The sequence below is a fragment of the Nocardia wallacei genome (assembly GCF_029869545.1).
Taxonomy (GTDB): domain Bacteria; phylum Actinomycetota; class Actinomycetes; order Mycobacteriales; family Mycobacteriaceae; genus Nocardia; species Nocardia wallacei_A.
In genome coordinates this window covers 54,449-69,796 of sequence record NZ_JARWQD010000281.1, presented here as the reverse complement: position 1 = coordinate 69,796, position 15,348 = coordinate 54,449, and the positions used below count along the sequence as shown (strand labels likewise).

Annotated in this window: 12 protein-coding genes; 4 read left to right on the top strand and 8 right to left on the bottom strand. The window is 68.8% G+C overall.

The window, feature by feature from the left end:
* Positions 1-573: AAA family ATPase (locus QH290_RS24720; RefSeq protein WP_280385432.1), on the bottom strand; the 573-nt coding region annotated here is incomplete at its 3' end.
* A gap of 343 nt (positions 574-916) precedes the next feature.
* On the opposite strand from QH290_RS24720, the gene QH290_RS24715 reads away from it, so the two are divergent.
* The 3 genes from QH290_RS24715 to QH290_RS24705 all read left to right on the top strand — a co-directional run bounded on the left by QH290_RS24715 (position 917) and on the right by QH290_RS24705 (position 4,531).
* Positions 917-1,408, top strand: coding sequence for a hypothetical protein (locus tag QH290_RS24715; protein WP_280385430.1), 492 nt, complete (start codon positions 917-919; stop codon positions 1,406-1,408).
* Positions 1,409-1,554: 146 nt separating this feature from the next.
* Positions 1,555-1,995 (top strand): hypothetical protein, encoded by a 441-nt coding sequence (locus QH290_RS24710; RefSeq protein WP_280385428.1) that lies wholly within the window; start codon positions 1,555-1,557, stop codon positions 1,993-1,995.
* A 4-nt stretch (positions 1,996-1,999) separates the two neighbouring features.
* Positions 2,000-4,531 (top strand): ATP-binding protein, encoded by a 2,532-nt coding sequence (locus QH290_RS24705; protein WP_280265968.1) that lies wholly within the window; start codon positions 2,000-2,002, stop codon positions 4,529-4,531.
* Positions 4,532-4,540: 9 nt separating this feature from the next.
* Here QH290_RS24705 and QH290_RS24700 read toward each other — a convergent pair whose 3' ends face one another.
* Positions 4,541-5,419 carry an LppU/SCO3897 family protein gene (locus QH290_RS24700; protein ID WP_280265969.1) on the bottom strand — a complete coding sequence of 293 codons (879 nt, stop codon included), beginning with the start codon at positions 5,417-5,419 and terminating at the stop codon, positions 4,541-4,543.
* Between the two features lie 205 nt (positions 5,420-5,624).
* On the opposite strand from QH290_RS24700, the gene QH290_RS24695 reads away from it, so the two are divergent.
* The gene (locus QH290_RS24695) at positions 5,625-6,134 is read left to right on the top strand and encodes an RNA polymerase sigma factor (RefSeq protein ID WP_280265970.1); all 510 of its coding nucleotides are present in this window, start codon (positions 5,625-5,627) and stop codon (positions 6,132-6,134) included.
* A gap of 20 nt (positions 6,135-6,154) precedes the next feature.
* Here the strand turns inward: QH290_RS24695 and QH290_RS24690 are convergent, their stop codons facing one another.
* The 6 genes from QH290_RS24690 to QH290_RS24665 all read right to left on the bottom strand — a co-directional run bounded on the left by QH290_RS24690 (position 6,155) and on the right by QH290_RS24665 (position 15,304).
* A complete protein-coding gene (locus tag QH290_RS24690; protein WP_280385426.1) occupies positions 6,155-10,330 on the bottom strand; it encodes an nSTAND1 domain-containing NTPase in 4,176 nt (1,391 codons plus the stop codon).
* 98 nt (positions 10,331-10,428) lie between these two features.
* A complete protein-coding gene (locus QH290_RS24685) occupies positions 10,429-11,298 on the bottom strand; it encodes an alpha/beta fold hydrolase (protein ID WP_280385424.1) in 870 nt (289 codons plus the stop codon).
* Between the two features lie 42 nt (positions 11,299-11,340).
* Positions 11,341-12,291 (bottom strand): phosphotransferase, encoded by a 951-nt coding sequence (locus tag QH290_RS24680; RefSeq protein WP_280385423.1) that lies wholly within the window; start codon positions 12,289-12,291, stop codon positions 11,341-11,343.
* 26 nt (positions 12,292-12,317) lie between these two features.
* On the bottom strand, positions 12,318-12,932 hold the full coding sequence (locus QH290_RS24675) for a dihydrofolate reductase family protein (protein ID WP_280265974.1): 615 nt from the start codon (positions 12,930-12,932) through the stop codon (positions 12,318-12,320).
* 104 nt (positions 12,933-13,036) lie between these two features.
* Entirely contained in the window at positions 13,037-13,270 is a 234-nt protein-coding gene (locus tag QH290_RS24670) for a hypothetical protein (protein ID WP_280265975.1), read from the bottom strand.
* 84 nt (positions 13,271-13,354) lie between these two features.
* Positions 13,355-15,304, bottom strand: coding sequence for a hypothetical protein (locus QH290_RS24665; protein WP_280265976.1), 1,950 nt, complete (start codon positions 15,302-15,304; stop codon positions 13,355-13,357).
* Between the last annotated feature and the right edge of the window lie 44 nt (positions 15,305-15,348).

Genomic DNA, 15,348 nt, shown 5'->3' with positions numbered 1-15,348 from the left:
CCCCGCCCCCCCCCCCCCCCCCCCCCCCCACACCCACCCCCCCCCCCCCCCCCGCCTCCCGGCGGCCCCCACGATCGTCTGCTCCACGTCCAGCCCGATCGCCTCGCGACTGGTTGCCAGCACGATCAATCCGGGCACCGTGCCCATCAGATCCGGCAGCATCGCGGCGACACCGTCGCGGACGTGTTCGCAGTTGTCGAGAACCAGCAGCACACGGGATCGGCGGGCCGCCGCGGTCGCGGCGGCGAGCGCGTCGGCGAGGACGTTTGCGGCCCGGCCGCCCGACGGTACCGACCCCACCACGGAACCGACGATCTCCTCCTCGACCGTGGCCCGCCCGGAGCCCCTCGCCACCTGTGCGAGCCGAATCCAGCGCACGGGAACGCCGGTGGCCGTGCGGTACCGGCGAACCGCCTCCGCAGCCAGCTCGGTCTTCCCGATTCCGCCCGCCCCGGTCACGGTGACCAGTCGCGCCGATGTCGTCAACGCGGCCAGCAGGCTGTCGAGTTCGGCATCGCGGCCGACGAATACGGCGGTGGCGACGGGCGGGTTGAGGGCGCGGTTCGAACACATCGGAATCGTGACTCTCCTCGCATGCCGTATCCGTCAAAGGTCATCTGCTACGACTGCGAGCGGTCCGAAAAGGTTGGGGCGATGAGACAGTCGGCTCGTTCGGACGAAATACCTAGGGCATACCGATGACCCGGGGAACTTTGCGAGGTAAAAATGGCGCCCACCCATTCTGACCACTGGATTGTCGAAAGAATATGTCGCCGTTCACTGTTCCCAAGAATGGGGAATTTCGAGCAAAAGTCATGTGCAAGCATTGCGTCTGTCGAGGAGCGACGGAATATTTCGGATTCAGCCCCGGGGGATTCGGCTCTCAGGGAATCCGATGCGAATGAAAGGCATCACAATGAACTCTCGGGCCATACTGGATTCGAGTCGCAGGCTGATTGTCGGCGCCGTGCCGATCGCGGTGGCAGTTGCTTTTGCCGGAGCGGGAATCGCCAACGCCGAGCAAGTATCCGGCCCGCAACCCGCGGCGTTCGTCGAGGCCGCCGTCCCGGCTGCGGTCGAACCGGTTTCCCTGCCGCAATCGACAGCGCCGGAAACCGCCGCGACCCCCGCGGTGCCCACGGCCGCCGAGCCGGTGACCCAGGCCGAGGTGCAGGACATCGCAACCAACCCCGGCGCGCAGGATTCCGATCCGGTCCACAACGGAGCGGCGGCCGGGGCGGGCATCGGGGCGGCCGTGGGCGCGCTGATCGGAATCCCCGCGGCCATCACGATCATCGGCATCCCGATCGCGATCGCGGCCGTGGTCGGTAACGCCGTGTTCGGCGGCCTGATCGGCGCCGCGGTCGGCGTCCTGGCTCCGGAATACGTTCCCCAGGTACTGCCCTGATCGAACAGATCGATTCGGTCGCGCGGCAGCGATTGTCGCTGTAACAACCGCTGCCACGCAGTCCGCCGCGGTCCGACCCCAACCTTCTCCGCCCGAGAACCGTCTGTAAAGAAATGACAAGACCTTTGCCAGGCACGATTCGGACCGTGAAGACGCTCGGGCAGGCTGCAACTCTCTGGCTGTGGCTCGGCGCGTGGATCGCGCTCATGGTGGGCGTGGTCATGCTCGTTCCCGGGGCCACCATGCTCCTGCGGGATCCCCAGGCTGCCCCGGCATGTGACGAAACGCCGACGACGCCCGGCACGACTTGCCACTACTACCGCGATGGCGACCCGGTCGGCGGCAAGACATACCAGCAGGCGTCGGCGGAACAGCGCGGCAGCCACGAGGACGGCACCCAGCTCTTGCTGATCGGCGCCGCGGTGATCGTCGCCGGTTCCACCCTGCTGCTCGGCGTCAAGTACGCCTGGTCGTCCGGAGATCCGAAGTCCGCCAGCGGTGGCGATCGCGTCGCGATGAACAACCCGGCCCGGCCACCACGAACGCCATCGCGAGACTGCGCGGAGATCTCGGTCGGTGAGTCGTAACTCCATGCCGCCAGCCAGTCTCGAGCAGCGCGGCGGCCGGGTGTCTTCCGATGATTTCGTGGGGCGCGAGCACGAGCTGGACGCGATCGTCACTCTCCTGCTGCGCGGCACGCGGCTGGTCACCTTGATCGGCCCCGGCGGCATCGGGAAGACCCGGCTGGCCGCGAAGGCGGCACAGCGGTTGGCGAAGGCACGCCGCACACCGACCCACTGTGTGCGGCTGTCCCGGCTGGCCCCCGACAGCGATACCGCGGCGATCGAGGAGGAGATCGCTCGATCGGTTGTGCCGACCGACTATTCGGGTCGTTCGTCCTGGGAAGCCCTGGCCGCCGCCTTGACCAGGACCGACGCCCGGGGCCGGGACACGCGGGTCGTGCTGGTCCTGGACAACTGCGAGCATGTGCTGGCCGGTGTCGGCACGGTCGTCGCTCGGATGTTGGAGGCGATACCCGGACTGTGCATCGTGGCAACCAGTCGTGCGGCGATCGGTTGGGTGGACGAGCAACAGTTCGTCGTGCCGCCGTTGCCGCCGCGGCATGCGCTGCAATTGTTCCGGGACCGAGCCCAGCTCGCCGGTCGGCCGATCTCCGGCGCCGACGACACGGCGTTGGCCAGGCAGGTCTGCCGCCAAATGGACTATCACCCGCTGTTCATCCGCCTGGCCGCCGGGCGGCTCACGCGCCAGCCACTACGGATGGTTCTCGAGCAGATCGGTGGAGATCACAGCAACGACCATCGCCTGGACTGGCCCCCGGGACCGGTATTCGGCGGCGAGGAACGGCACCGCAGCATCACCGACGTCATCGGCTGGTCCTATGACCTGTGCAGCGAGAAGGAGCAGGTGCTGTTCGACCGGCTTTCCGTCTTCGCTGGGGGCTACGACACCGATCCGGACACCGCGGACGCCCCGCTGCTGCCGGTCGGCGCGGATATGGACGCGATTCGATCCGTCTGCGCCGATTCCGACGACGACCACGACGATACCGCGACATGCATTACCGGTGCGGAGGTCGAAGATCTCCTGGAGCGGCTGGCGGACCAGTCACTGGTAACGCGGCACATCACGGCGACCACGGTCTACTACTCGCTGTCGGAAAACCTTCGCGTGTACGCCCAGCAGCAGCTGAGCCGGCGTACGAGCGGAGAGCTGGATGCGGCCGCGATACTCGCCGAGCGTCATTGCGGCTACTACCGCGACAGAATTCGCGAGGCGGCGAAGAACTATTTCGACCCGGCGGAAGAAGGCTCCATCGACTGGGCGAATGCGGCCTGGCACAACATCGTTCTCGCGATCGAACGCAGCCTCGTTCCCGGCGGCGACGCGCTGTGCGGCCTGGAGATCTGCGTGGGGCTGCTGATGCTGCGGCTTCCGTTCGTCAAAGGGTCGTTCCGGGATATGCGCCTGCGGACCGAACGCGCGTTGGAGGCGACCCGCCGCCTGTCCCCGCCACCGAACGACCTCCGGGTATCGGCCATGGCTCTGCTGGTGTGGATCATGTTGTGCCAGGGCGAGATCGACGATGCCGAACGGCTCCTCGACAAGTGCGTCCGCATCTGCCTACCCGATGCGGTCGGCGCGTGGCACGCGACGCCCGACCGCGACCTCGGCCTCCCCGCGGTCGTGGATTTCGCTTGGGGCGTACAACTTTTCGTTGCCCGACAAGATCCGGTAGCCCTCGTGGTGCTGCAACGCGCACGGCACAAGTTCGACCGGGCGGGCAACACGTCGGGGGCGATTCCGAGTCAGCAGTTCGCGGCGCTCGCGGCCGCTCTCCTGGGAACCGTGGAGCAAGCCCGCGACCTGGCCCGGCAATACCTGGAACGCACCACGGCCGCGGGCGTGACCTGGACCAGGTCGTGGGCGCGGCTGACCTGGTCGATCGCGCTGACGAGGCTGGGCGATCCCGATGCCGCCCTGGCGATTCAACGGGCGGTGCTGGCCGACCTCGTGCCCGTGCGCGAACGGTGGGCGGCCCTGTGGGCGGTGGAGTTTCGCGCGTGGTCGCTGGCGCGGATCATCACCAGCCCCGAGGACGGTACGGCCGATCGGCGCAAGGCCACGCAGATCGCCACCGAGATCGCGCTGCTCGCGGGCGGCACGCGGCGGCTGCGCGCCGGGCTCGGCGTCGATATCCGGCGGCTCGGGCCGCTCGCGGACCTGGTCGAGGAGGCCATCCGGGCCGCCGAAAACGTCCTGGGCCCGGAGACATTCGCGGCCACCGAGGCACGCGGGGCACAACTGCGACCGGAGCTGTACGAGGTCCAGCAGCTCGCCATGGGGACATTGCACGCACGCAGGCCCGCGGCATCGTCCGGATCGGATGACGCGCACTCTCGATGGACCACCCTGACCGCGGCGGAGCAGGATGTCGCGGTGCTGGCGGCGGCCGGATGGACGAATTCGGCGATCGCCGCCCGGCGCGGTACGTCGCGCCGCACCGTCGATACCCAGGTGGCCGCGGTCCTGCAGAAGCTACAGATCACCTCGCGCGGCGACATTGCGCGATTCGTTCCGGAGGACCGGGCCGAGCAATAGCCATCGAGTTCAGCTGAACGCGCGCAGGCACAGCACGAAGAACTGCGTGTCGTCCGAGTCGGTGTAGGCGTCGTTGTAGTCCGGGTATTCCCTGCACAGGAGCGTATTGTTGGTGCCCTCCAGGCGTGCGAGCACCTTCGCCTGAGCGGCGGGGTCGGAGCAATCCATCGTCACGAGTTCGACTCCGGACAAGTCGATACTCTCCCCGTCCCGGGTGCCGACACAGTCGCCCGCCGAGATCTCGTCGGAGCCCATGGTCTTGGTGACGGCGACCGCGACCACGACGCCGACGACGACAACGATCGCGATCAGAAGGCCGAGTGTGGCGGGGCGCCGCAGCAGCGGTTTGCGCGGATCCCGCGGGGGTTGCCCGGCGCCCGGCACCGGCGCGGGACGTACCAGCTCGGGTTCCGAAACACCCTGGGCGGCGGGGTAATCAGGTGGCACGGCGGGCACACCGGCAACCGTGGCCGGACGCTTGAACCATCGCCCGGCCGAGTCGCGGTACAGCAGCACGACGATCACGATCACCGCGATCAGGCCGAAGGGCCCGGGAGACAGTCGCACGATGGCGACGCCGGGTTCGGTGGCCGCTTTCCCGCCGCTGCCGTCGAAGGCCATGGAACCGAGCGCGGCGAAACCCTCGAGAACGGCGAAAACGGTTGCGGTGATGCGCACCCCGCCCCGCCCCCTCGCGAAGAAACAGGCGGTTACCGCGAGAGCCCAGAAGAACAGGTATCCCGTGGCATTCGCGCCCGTGGCGATCGGGCGGCCCATGCCGATCAGCACGACGGTGCCGACGACGCCGATCGCGGCCATCACGAAGATGATCGCCCGCGCCGCCCGGACGCTACCGGGCAGCTGCCCGGGCGAAGGTATCTGTTCCATGTACGTCGCCTCCTGGGACAATCCTGCCCGGCATCCGTGCCGGGCCTTGTCGATCACGACTCTCCGCGATCGCAAATGGTTGGGGCCGTGCCGATGCGCAACCGGATACCTAGGTAATCAGGCTGGGAACGTCGGGTTGCGTATGCGACAGCGGGACTGCGGAGAGGTGTGAGCCAGGATGTGCCGCGCACGAAGAGCGTCCGGCGTGCCGTCGTTCGACGAGTTGCTGGTCGCGGTCGTGGGTTCGACACACGACACCCTGCTGGCGTCCGTGGCGCGGCAGGTCGGCAGCCGGATCGACGCCGAGGACATCGTGCAGACCGCGCTCCTGCGCGTGTACCGGACCAAGCCGGACATCACCGAGGAGGACAAGCTGCGCGCGTACCTGTGGGCCGCGGCCGCGAACCTGGTGCGCGACGCCTGGCGCCGCTCGGCCGATACGCGCCGCCAGCACGAGACCTACGGGGGCGTGCAGGTGGCATCGCTCGCCGACCGCGCGGAGCCGAACATCGACGACCTGATCGCCCTGCGCCACACGGTCCTCGCCGCCCTGTGCACGCTGCCGCCGCGGGAACGAGAAGCCGTGGTGCTGCGGGCATTCGAAGGCAATACCTATGCGGAGACCGCCGAGATCATGGGGGTGACGACGGGCACGGTGAAGGGGTATGTGCACAATGCGCTGGCGCGCGTCCGGGCGCTGCTCGCGGCGGCCTGATCGGCCACGCATCGGCGGCGTCAGTCGTGGCACGGCGGTGCCGGATCGGCGCCGATCGGCAACTGCGCGAGCTCGGCATCGGTGTAGTCACGATCGTTGATCGCGCAGAGGCGTTCGAACATGTTCGCCTGGGCGAGGTCGATGCGCAGGGCGCCGTTGCCGTACAGGACGTGCAGGACGTCCTTCTCGACGGTGACCGCGTAGGACTGGTTGGGCAGCTTCAAGGTGGCGATCCGGCCGCGAGCCGGGTCCCAGATCTCGATATCGGCCGGGGACTCCGGCTCCCGCGACACCCACAGACCGCCGTCGGTCACCATGATGATGTCGACCGGGTCCGGCATCGGCTGCGCCGGTTGGCTGATCGTTCCGCTCTCCACATTCCACATCTCGGTGGCGCCCTTACGTGCGAGATAGACGACGGGACGCGAAGAGTCGAAATACATTCCCCGTATCAGTGAGACCCGCTCGAAGTCGAATGTCCGGATGCGCCTGCGCTCGTTCAGATTCCACACCGTGAGCCCTTGGCGCGAACCGATCAGAACCTCGCCGGGGACGTCCAGCTCGGCGATGACGGCGTCGTTGACCAACCGCTCCAGCTCCACCTGGTCACGCCACAGCGGCAGCGGGTCGGCCAGTCGCTGTCCGTCCGTGAGCCGCCAGCGTGTCAGCATGCCGCCGTACACGGCGGCTATCTCGTTGCCGCCGAGAAACGTTGCCGCCCCGCGCCATCCGGTCGGATCGACGAGTTCCGGCGGGGTCGGCAACGCGATCCGACGGACCACCTCCAGCGTCGTGGCCGAGAAGATCACCAACTCCGGGCGGGCACCGATGGCGACGACGTAGCGCCCGTCCGGTGTGAATTTCAGCATCGGATGGTCACCGAGCCCGGCCTCGTTCGGTGCCGGGCCCAGCGCGGTGTGCGCGATCCGGCGCTGCCCGGCGCCGACCCGGACGATCTCCAAACGTCCCACCCGCGAGGCGGTGTCGATGCTGTAGGCCGCCACGGTCTCGGCGTCGTCCGACCACGCGGTGACCGCCGGTTCGGCGTCGAGGATCCTGTCGTTCACCACGGGCGGCGCCGGTGCGTATCGAACGAGGCCGCCGTTGGTGAGCATGCCCAGTACCGGACCGCGGTCGGTCGCGGTGACGATGAGCCCGCCGTGGCCGACATTGCGCGCCAGGCCGATTCGATACGTGGTTCCCGTGGCCAGGTTGGTCAGCAGCCCACTGTGGGCGGTGTCGCTTTCGCGGCCGTCGGCGAAGAACAGGAACTGGTCGGTCATATCGATTACCGGGCTCTCACACGCTTTGCGGCCCGACAGGAATCGGAGCCGTTCCGCCCCGGAATCCACGTCCAGGACGGACAATTCGGCCTTCGTCTGGTCCGTCGATGACGGCTGGCACTGCAGGATGGCGGTCCGGGTCGCGGTACCGTCCGGCAGGACCTCGACGACGTGTCCGGTCCGGACATCGCGGACCACATTGTGGAATCGGGTGCCGTCGAATTCGGAGAGCCGGATCTGGGTGCCGCCGGCGCGGAAGGCGGCCGGATACTGATCGGGCGCATCGGCGGGAAGTGTGCCGACGCGTATCGGTTTCGGCCCCGACGTGTCATAGATTTCGAGCACATCCGGCGGCGAGGGTTTCACGCCGTTCCTGCCGGGGTCCCACGAGAGCGCCAGCAACCCGCCGTCCGGGGAAAACCTTCCGGTCAACGCGCCCTCCGGCGCCTGCTGCGCGGCGCCCTCGCGGACGATGGACGGCCCGGTACGCGCCTGGACATCCCATACCGACGCCGCACCGCTCTTCGTGAACAGCGCGATCTTCCGCCCGTCCGGCGACAGGTCCAGGCTGTTGGCGGGCTCGGTCATCGGGACCCGCCACACCGCCGGGTTGCGCTCGCGGAGCCCGCTCACCACCGTGGCCGTGCCTCCGGCCTCGACCGTCGCGAACACCGAACCATCCTCGCTCGCGACGCCCTTACCATCCGTCGCGGGCATCCCCGGGGTGAAGTTCGCCATCGCCCCCAGCCCGGCCTGGTGGAACAGCAGCGCGGCGTTCACCTCCGGATTGTCCGGGGCATGCCGGTGCGCGGCCTGCGCGAACTGCAGGGCCGTCATCGGCTGGGTGTCGGCCAGCCGGATGGACTCCTTGGCGAGGCTGATCCCCGCCGCCAGCCGTAGCTGCGCCGCACGCTGCTGACTGCTGCGGTAGGCCACGCCGGCGGTGGACGCGGCGAGCACCACCAGCACCGTGAGGACGGCGGCGACGGCCCGCCAGCGGCGAATCTCCCTGCGGCGCAACCGTCGGCTCGCATCGATGTACCGGCGATGGGGATTCGGGATATCGGCCGCCCGGGCGGTCAGCCAGTCCTCCGCCGCCGTCAGCGCGCCGCCACGTAGCAGGGCACCGGAATCACGCTGCGCCGCTTCCCAACTCCGGCGGTCGTGGTCGAGAGTGTGTAGCCACGAACGGAATTCGCGATCGCGTTCCAGCCGATCGCGCAGCCTCGGCCAATTGTCGATCAGCGCCTGGTGGGCCAGCTCCACCAGCTCGGCCCCGTCCGGCCGGCGGCCGATCACCACCAGCCGACAATGCGCGAGATGTCCTGCGACGCCGCGTAACTCCGGGACATCCGCCAGCGACACCGCCGAGCGGACGAAACCGGCGCCGGAAGCGCCCGGCACCGCGAGCATCAGCAGCAACCGCCACGCGGCGGCCGCCGAGACCGGGTCGACCAACTGCGCGAGCGCACGCTCGGCGCGCTCGGCGATCGACGCGCCGACGCCGCCGGAACGGTGATAGTCGGCCAGGGTCAGCCGCCCGCCGCGGCGCTGATCCCAGAGCTGGGTGAGCATCGACTCCAGCAGCGGCAGCCCGCCCGGTTCGTGCACCGTATCGTCGACGAGCCGCTCGACGAGATCGTCGTCCACGGCGACGCCGGGAGAATGCGCGGCCGGGCCGCGGATCACCTCGCGCAGTTGTTCTCGGCCCATCGGCGCCAGGGAGACGGTGGCGCCGTCGAGCCCGCCGGTCAGCTCGTCGTCGACGAGGTCGCCGAGCGCCTCCCAGCGCAGGGTCGACACCACGCGAATTCGCTGCTCCGCCCGGACGAGTCCGAGAATCCAGCGCAGCGTGGCCCGGGCCCCGATCGGATCCGTCGCGACCAGTTCCTCGAACTGGTCGAGGAAGATCAGCAGGCCCGTCCCCGAGATCCGTTCCGCCAGTTGCGCGGCGCAGTGGCGCGGATCCAGCTGCGACGCCGCGCGAACCAGCTCCGCCACGAAGTCCGACAGTTCCGGCGGATCGCTGGGTCGCGTCGACCGCGCGACCGCTGTGCCACCCACGAACCGCACGGTCGCCACCGCCACGCCGCGCCGTCGCATTCGAGCCAGCACACCCGCACTCACCAGCGACGACTTCCCGGTCCCCGACCGGCCGACAACCGCCACGAACGGACGCTGCGCCACCATCGCCAGCACCCGATCGATATCGTTGTCGCGGCCGTAGAACAGGTGGGCGTCGTTCTCCTCGAATCGTTCCAGTCCGCGATAGGGGTTCGGCAGCATCGCGGGGTCGAGCCCGAGGACCTCGCCGATCGGAATCATGAACGCGGTGCGCGTATACCTCCGCGCATCCGCCGTGACGGCCATGCCGACCACCGAGCCCGAGCCCACATCCCAGACCGCGGCCCCGCTGAACCCGGGCGTGATCGGCTGCCCGCCGGCGGCGGCCTGTAGCTGCAGCCAGCCCGCTCCCTGCGATTCGCGGAACTCGCCCGCGACCCACACGCCGCGGTCGATCTCGACCGGAAATCCCAGCATCCGGAATTCGCGCCCCCACGGCTGGGCCGCCATCCAGAACGGCGGGGCGGCAAGGGGTCCGGGCGCCCCGTCCACGATGTCGAGCACCGCGATATCGCCACGACCGTCGGCCGAGATCGGCACCCAGCGGCGCACCCGCGCCGCGGCGCGACCGCCACCGACGTGCAGCGGGAAGTCGATCGTCACCGGCGGCTCCGGTGCCCGCGGATCCTCCGGGTCGGCGCCGAGCGCCTCCGCGACCACATGAGCGCACGTCGCGATGGAGTGTGGCCCGATCACGATGCCGCCCCCGACCACCGCCCCCGAATCGGAGATGATTCGCACCGACGCCGAATCCGGTTGGAGGCAACCGGATTCCCCCGCTACTCCCATCCGGAGAACTCCTCATCACTGCCGCCCGCAACCCGTTCGGCCGCGCGACGTCGCCAGATATTAACCGATATGCCGCATTCGGCGGCGGACACGCTCGCTCAGCTGGTCCTGTCGAGGACGCCGCGGAGGGTGCGGGCGAATGCCTCCGGCTGGCCCGGATAGCCGGACTCGGGGCCGGTGAAGCCGCCGTGATGGCTGGGGAAGAGAACCAGCTTCCGACCGAGACGGTCGGCGATGGCGGCACTGGTGCGGTGGGTGACGGTGTCCGTCGATTCCTCGCCGTAGCCGAAGACGATCCGGGTCGGTGCCGCGGTGAGCGCGGCGATGTCGGGGCGGTAGTTGACGACCGGCCGGGAACGCGCCGACAGCAGCGGGTCGTCGCGGGAACCGTCGTCCTCGACCGGCAGACCGAACATCGCGGGATCCGCGGCGGGAGCGGCGAAATATTCTTCGGTGAATTCGCCCTGCCAGGATGTCATCGCGATGAAGGTCGCCATTCCCGCGCCGAAACCCTGTGCCGCATAGGCGTCGCGATATCCCTCGGCCGCACGTTCGGCCGCCGTGGCATCGGGCAGTACGGACAGCAGCGGTGGTTCGTGCGCGACCAGAGTGGTCACGTCGTCGGGGTGGGCGGTCAGGAGTGCGAGCGCGACGATAGCTCCGCCGCTGCTGGCGAAGATCTCGACCGGGCCCGCGTCGAGAGCCTGGATGACGGCGTGCACGTCGCCCGCGTGAACCGCGGGGACGTTGTCCACCTGTCCGTCGGTGCGGACGCTGCGCCCGAGGCCGCGCGGGTCATAGGTGACGACCGTGCGATCGCGGAACTGTGCGGCGAGCGCGGCGAAACCGTCGGCCGCCATCGGGAGGCCGGTCATCAGCAGCGGCGGCCGCCCGTCGGCGGTCGGGAGCGGCCCGTGGACATCGTAGGTAAGTGTGGCGCCGGGGATTTCCAGCTTGTGTGTGATCATGCCGGTTATGACGTGCCCGGCGGCAAGAACTCATCGGCGGCGTCATTCGGCCGGGCCACCGGCGAACGGCGTCGCCCGCCACTGGTCGACGGCGGGTTCGAGGTACTTCGCCAGGTCGGGAAGTTGCGGCACGAGGGTGAGGGTGGCGATGACGCGCAGCATGCCCACGGCGTTCACGAACCTCATCACCTCCTCGTTCAACGGCCGCGCGTCGTTGCGCCGCGCGCCGAGGTTGTAGGCGGATTCGTGGATCGGCCCGAGAGCGGCCAGGTCCCAGTCGACGGGCCCCAGCGTGACCAGCTCGAAGTCGGAGTAGAGGTCTCCGTCCACACCGGCGAAGATGTTCGCGGGTGGCGAGTCGCCGTGGATGGGCTGGAGGTCGATCCCCGGGAAGGCCGCCTCGAATGCCGCGCGTGAGCGCACGAGGGGCTCCAGAACCTTCCATTCGCGGCGCGCGCGGTCCAACTCGTCCGCACCGAGGAGATCGGGGTGCTCGTCGAGCAGCACGAGACTGTCGGTAACGAACCGCGGATCCGCCGCGGACAGGAAGGACAGCTCTCCCGGGTACGCGCGCATCGCGGCGTGCAGGTCGGCGACGCTGTCGGAGTTCGCCACGTAGTCGGGTTCCCTGCCCCGATCCTCCTCGACGAACTGCCAGAACGTCATCGAGAACCCTTCGCGCTGAACGGGTTCCGGTGGCACGAGCGGGCTGGGCGGAATCACGGGCGTGCCCTGGTCGGCGAGCCACCGCGTCACATCCAGTTCCGCGCGCTGGCGGCGCGCCAGGGACGAGAGGCTTTCGGAGTGCGGCAGCACCGTGGGAACCCGCACCACGACCGGCGTCGGCGCCAGGTGAACGACGACCGAGAACAGGTCGTGGAGCACCGCGGCATCGGACACGGTCAGTCCGAGATCGCGACCCGCACCCACCGCGGCGTCGATCGCGGCGGCGGTGCGGCGGGCAAGGTCTCGCGATGTCGCGAATTCGGTCATGAGTCGATCTTTACCAGGCTGTCTTGCTATGCCCGGCAATAGTGCAGGGAAACGGTGCTGGACTCGGGAAAGGTGGTGGCGGTGGCGAGTTTCCAGCGCGATGCGTAGTCGTCGGGGAGGGGGCGCAGCCCGGCGCCCAGCGTTCTGGGGACGACGGTGAGGTAGAGGTCGTCGACGAGATCCGCCGCGAGCAGACCTCGAATGACGCTGGCGCTGTTGAGAACCAGGATGTCGCGACCCGGGACCTGTTTGAGCGCACGCACCTCCGCCTCGAGGTCGCGGACGATCCTGGCGTTGGTCCATTCGGTTTCGTCCAGGTCGGACTGCTCCAAGGTCGTGGTGACGACCACCTTCTCGACGGTGGCGAGCCACCGGCCGAGATCGCGGGTACGGGCGGAACTGGCCGGGTCCGCGGTCAAACCCGGCCACACCGAGGTGAAACCTTCCCAGTTGATGCGCCCGAGGACGGCGGTGTCGGCGCCGCGCCAGATACCTTCGTAGAAGAGTTCGCTCTGCCCGGTCGCGATGTGGTCCATGCACCAGCTCATATCGTCATCCGGCCCGGTGCTGCTGTAACCATCCATCGACACCGTGACCTCGGCGGCGACTCTGCGGCCGGTGCTCTGCGTACTGTTCGACATGTGCAATATCCGTTCTTCGTCGGGTTTCCGATTCATTGGCGTAGACGCAGCGCCGCACCCGAACTCATCGGCGCGGCTGACGCTCCGGGGTTTGCTGCATCTCGTTATTTGCCACAGTCCGGGCGTGTGTCGAAACTGCATTGGCTGCCGGTGGCACCGATGATCCCGGTGACGAACTGGTGCAGCAGGCTTTCCGGGCCTCGCGGTGCGACAGAGGTCGGCTCGGTGTGCCGATCGGGCTCCGCCGCGGCGGCCGTACCGGCCCCGGTCAGCAAGACTGTGGCCAGCACTGCGGTCGCCGCGGCGACACGAACCGAAATACCCTGCGTAGGAAGCATCGTTCTCTCATTTCTATTGAGTCCTGGGCTTTCGATTGGCCAGGATCGCTATCTAGGTACGCGTTGTCATCCGTATTTCATCGGTCATTTCCCCGCCAGCCCGAGTGCTGTGCGCGCCACCGTGACCGCCTGGTCCCTGGCGGCACCGTAGGGCAGTCCGCGGCCGGTCCAGGTGACTTCGACGGTCACATCGCCGGACAGCACCGCCACCGTGGCTCCGGGGTTGCTGTACTGCCGCGACTGCGTGACCGCTGCCTGTTCTCCCAGGCCGGGCATATTCTGTGCGCCCGCACCGTATTGCGGGTCGCGCATCATTGTGGTCGCGGTTTGAAAGTGCATGCGGGCGGCATCGGCGGCCTGCGATCCGGCACCGCCATATCCGGCGTGCGCCTTCACATCGACGGTGACGAATCTGGCGCCGGTCGACCAATTGCAGGACTGCTGAACGGGGGTATCGGTGGGACGGGTGACGGGTCCCATGGGCCCGAGCTGCTCGCGGTCCGGCATCCGGGTGGACAGGGCGTGGCACAGGCCGGTGAGATCCTTGGTCGCCGGTGCCGCCTTGCCGGGCATCGCGCGATCGACGTACTTGCCCAGCGCCCGTTGGATTTCGGCGAGGTCGGGCTCGGTGTGCAGGCTCGCTCCGGCGGGGAGGACCACGAAGTAGGGGCATCCGTCGGTTCTGCTGGATCCGCGCAGCTGGGCGCTGCCCACCTTGGCCCCGGTACGCGCTTCATACACGGTGGCGTCATAGATCCCTCGATGCAGCGGGATGGTGCGGCTCTGGAATGTGCAGTGCCCCAACCGCTCTCCGTCACGGGCCGATCCCAGGCAGACGATCAGCTGATATCGCTCGGCGTCGACACCCATCCACTGCCGCGCCCGCTGCGAGTCCCACTTGGATTTGTCCACCGGGTCGACGTTCCCCATCTCGTCGTTTCGGAACACGGCAACCGGGTGCGGGCCACTGCCCGCGTAGGCGTCGGCCCGGGTGAAATAGGTGCGTTGCCGGGCGCACCCGTCGCCCAGGGCGGCGTCGCTCGCCAGCACCTCGGCCGAGGCCGTCGGTGCGCGCTCCCGGCCGATCTCATCGAGCACTCCGCTGGTGACGACGAGTGCCGTGGCCGACACCGACAGCACGGCCGGAATAAGGAACCCGAAGGCGACGGGTCTGCGGAACAGGGGTTTACCCGGCGACATCGGCCGACCCGGCATACCCGGAATCGGCGGCGGCAGCTTGGTGATGTCCCGATAGGTCAGCAGGTTGAACAGCATGGTCACGGCGTTGATGAACACCGAGAACGGCCCCCACCAGCCCCGCCACACATTCTCCAGCGTCATCTGCCGATAGATCGCGAGTCCGCAGTCGCGGCAGAAGGGACCGGACCTGCGCAGGAACCTCATCCACAGCACCAGACCGCGATGGCCGTAGATGGTGACCGGTACGGCGGGCGTGCCGCCGCAGTGGGTGCAATACCAAACGCGTTGCGGCGCAGGAGAAAAGGAGTTTCGTACCGGAGCCTGCCGCTGGGCATGGTGCGGTCGGCGGGCCTCCGCCACGAGCCGCGGCAGTGTGGTCTCGATCCCGCCCAGCGGCAGACCCAGGACGTCGGACTGCAGCAGGCGCAGCAGTTCGGCGCGTTCCAGGCCGTCGAGAGCCCGTGCGGCGGCGGAACTTTCGTCCGCGACCAGGGCCAGCGCCAACACTCCGACCGGCAGCGGCCGAAGGTTGTAGCGGTGGGCCAGCCGCCCCGCGATATCGAGGGCCGTTGCGCAGCTGTCGGTCAGCGGCACATCCTCCCAGCTAGCGGAGCTTCCATTGGCCGCGTCCAGCACCACCTTCCCGGCGATGCCGTCGGGATCGCCGCAGTGCAGCCACACCCGATCCCACGCCCCCGCCGTATCGGCCCGCATCAACGCCACCAGCAGGTCACGAGTGTCGACAGGCCGCCGTGGCACCCGTGACCCGGCGGTGCGCAACGCCACCACCACGGACTCGTGCAGCTCGACGCCGTCCAGTACTCGCTGTTCCATGGCTGTGTAGACCGTCGGCGGGCGGGAAAGGTTGGGTGTCTCGC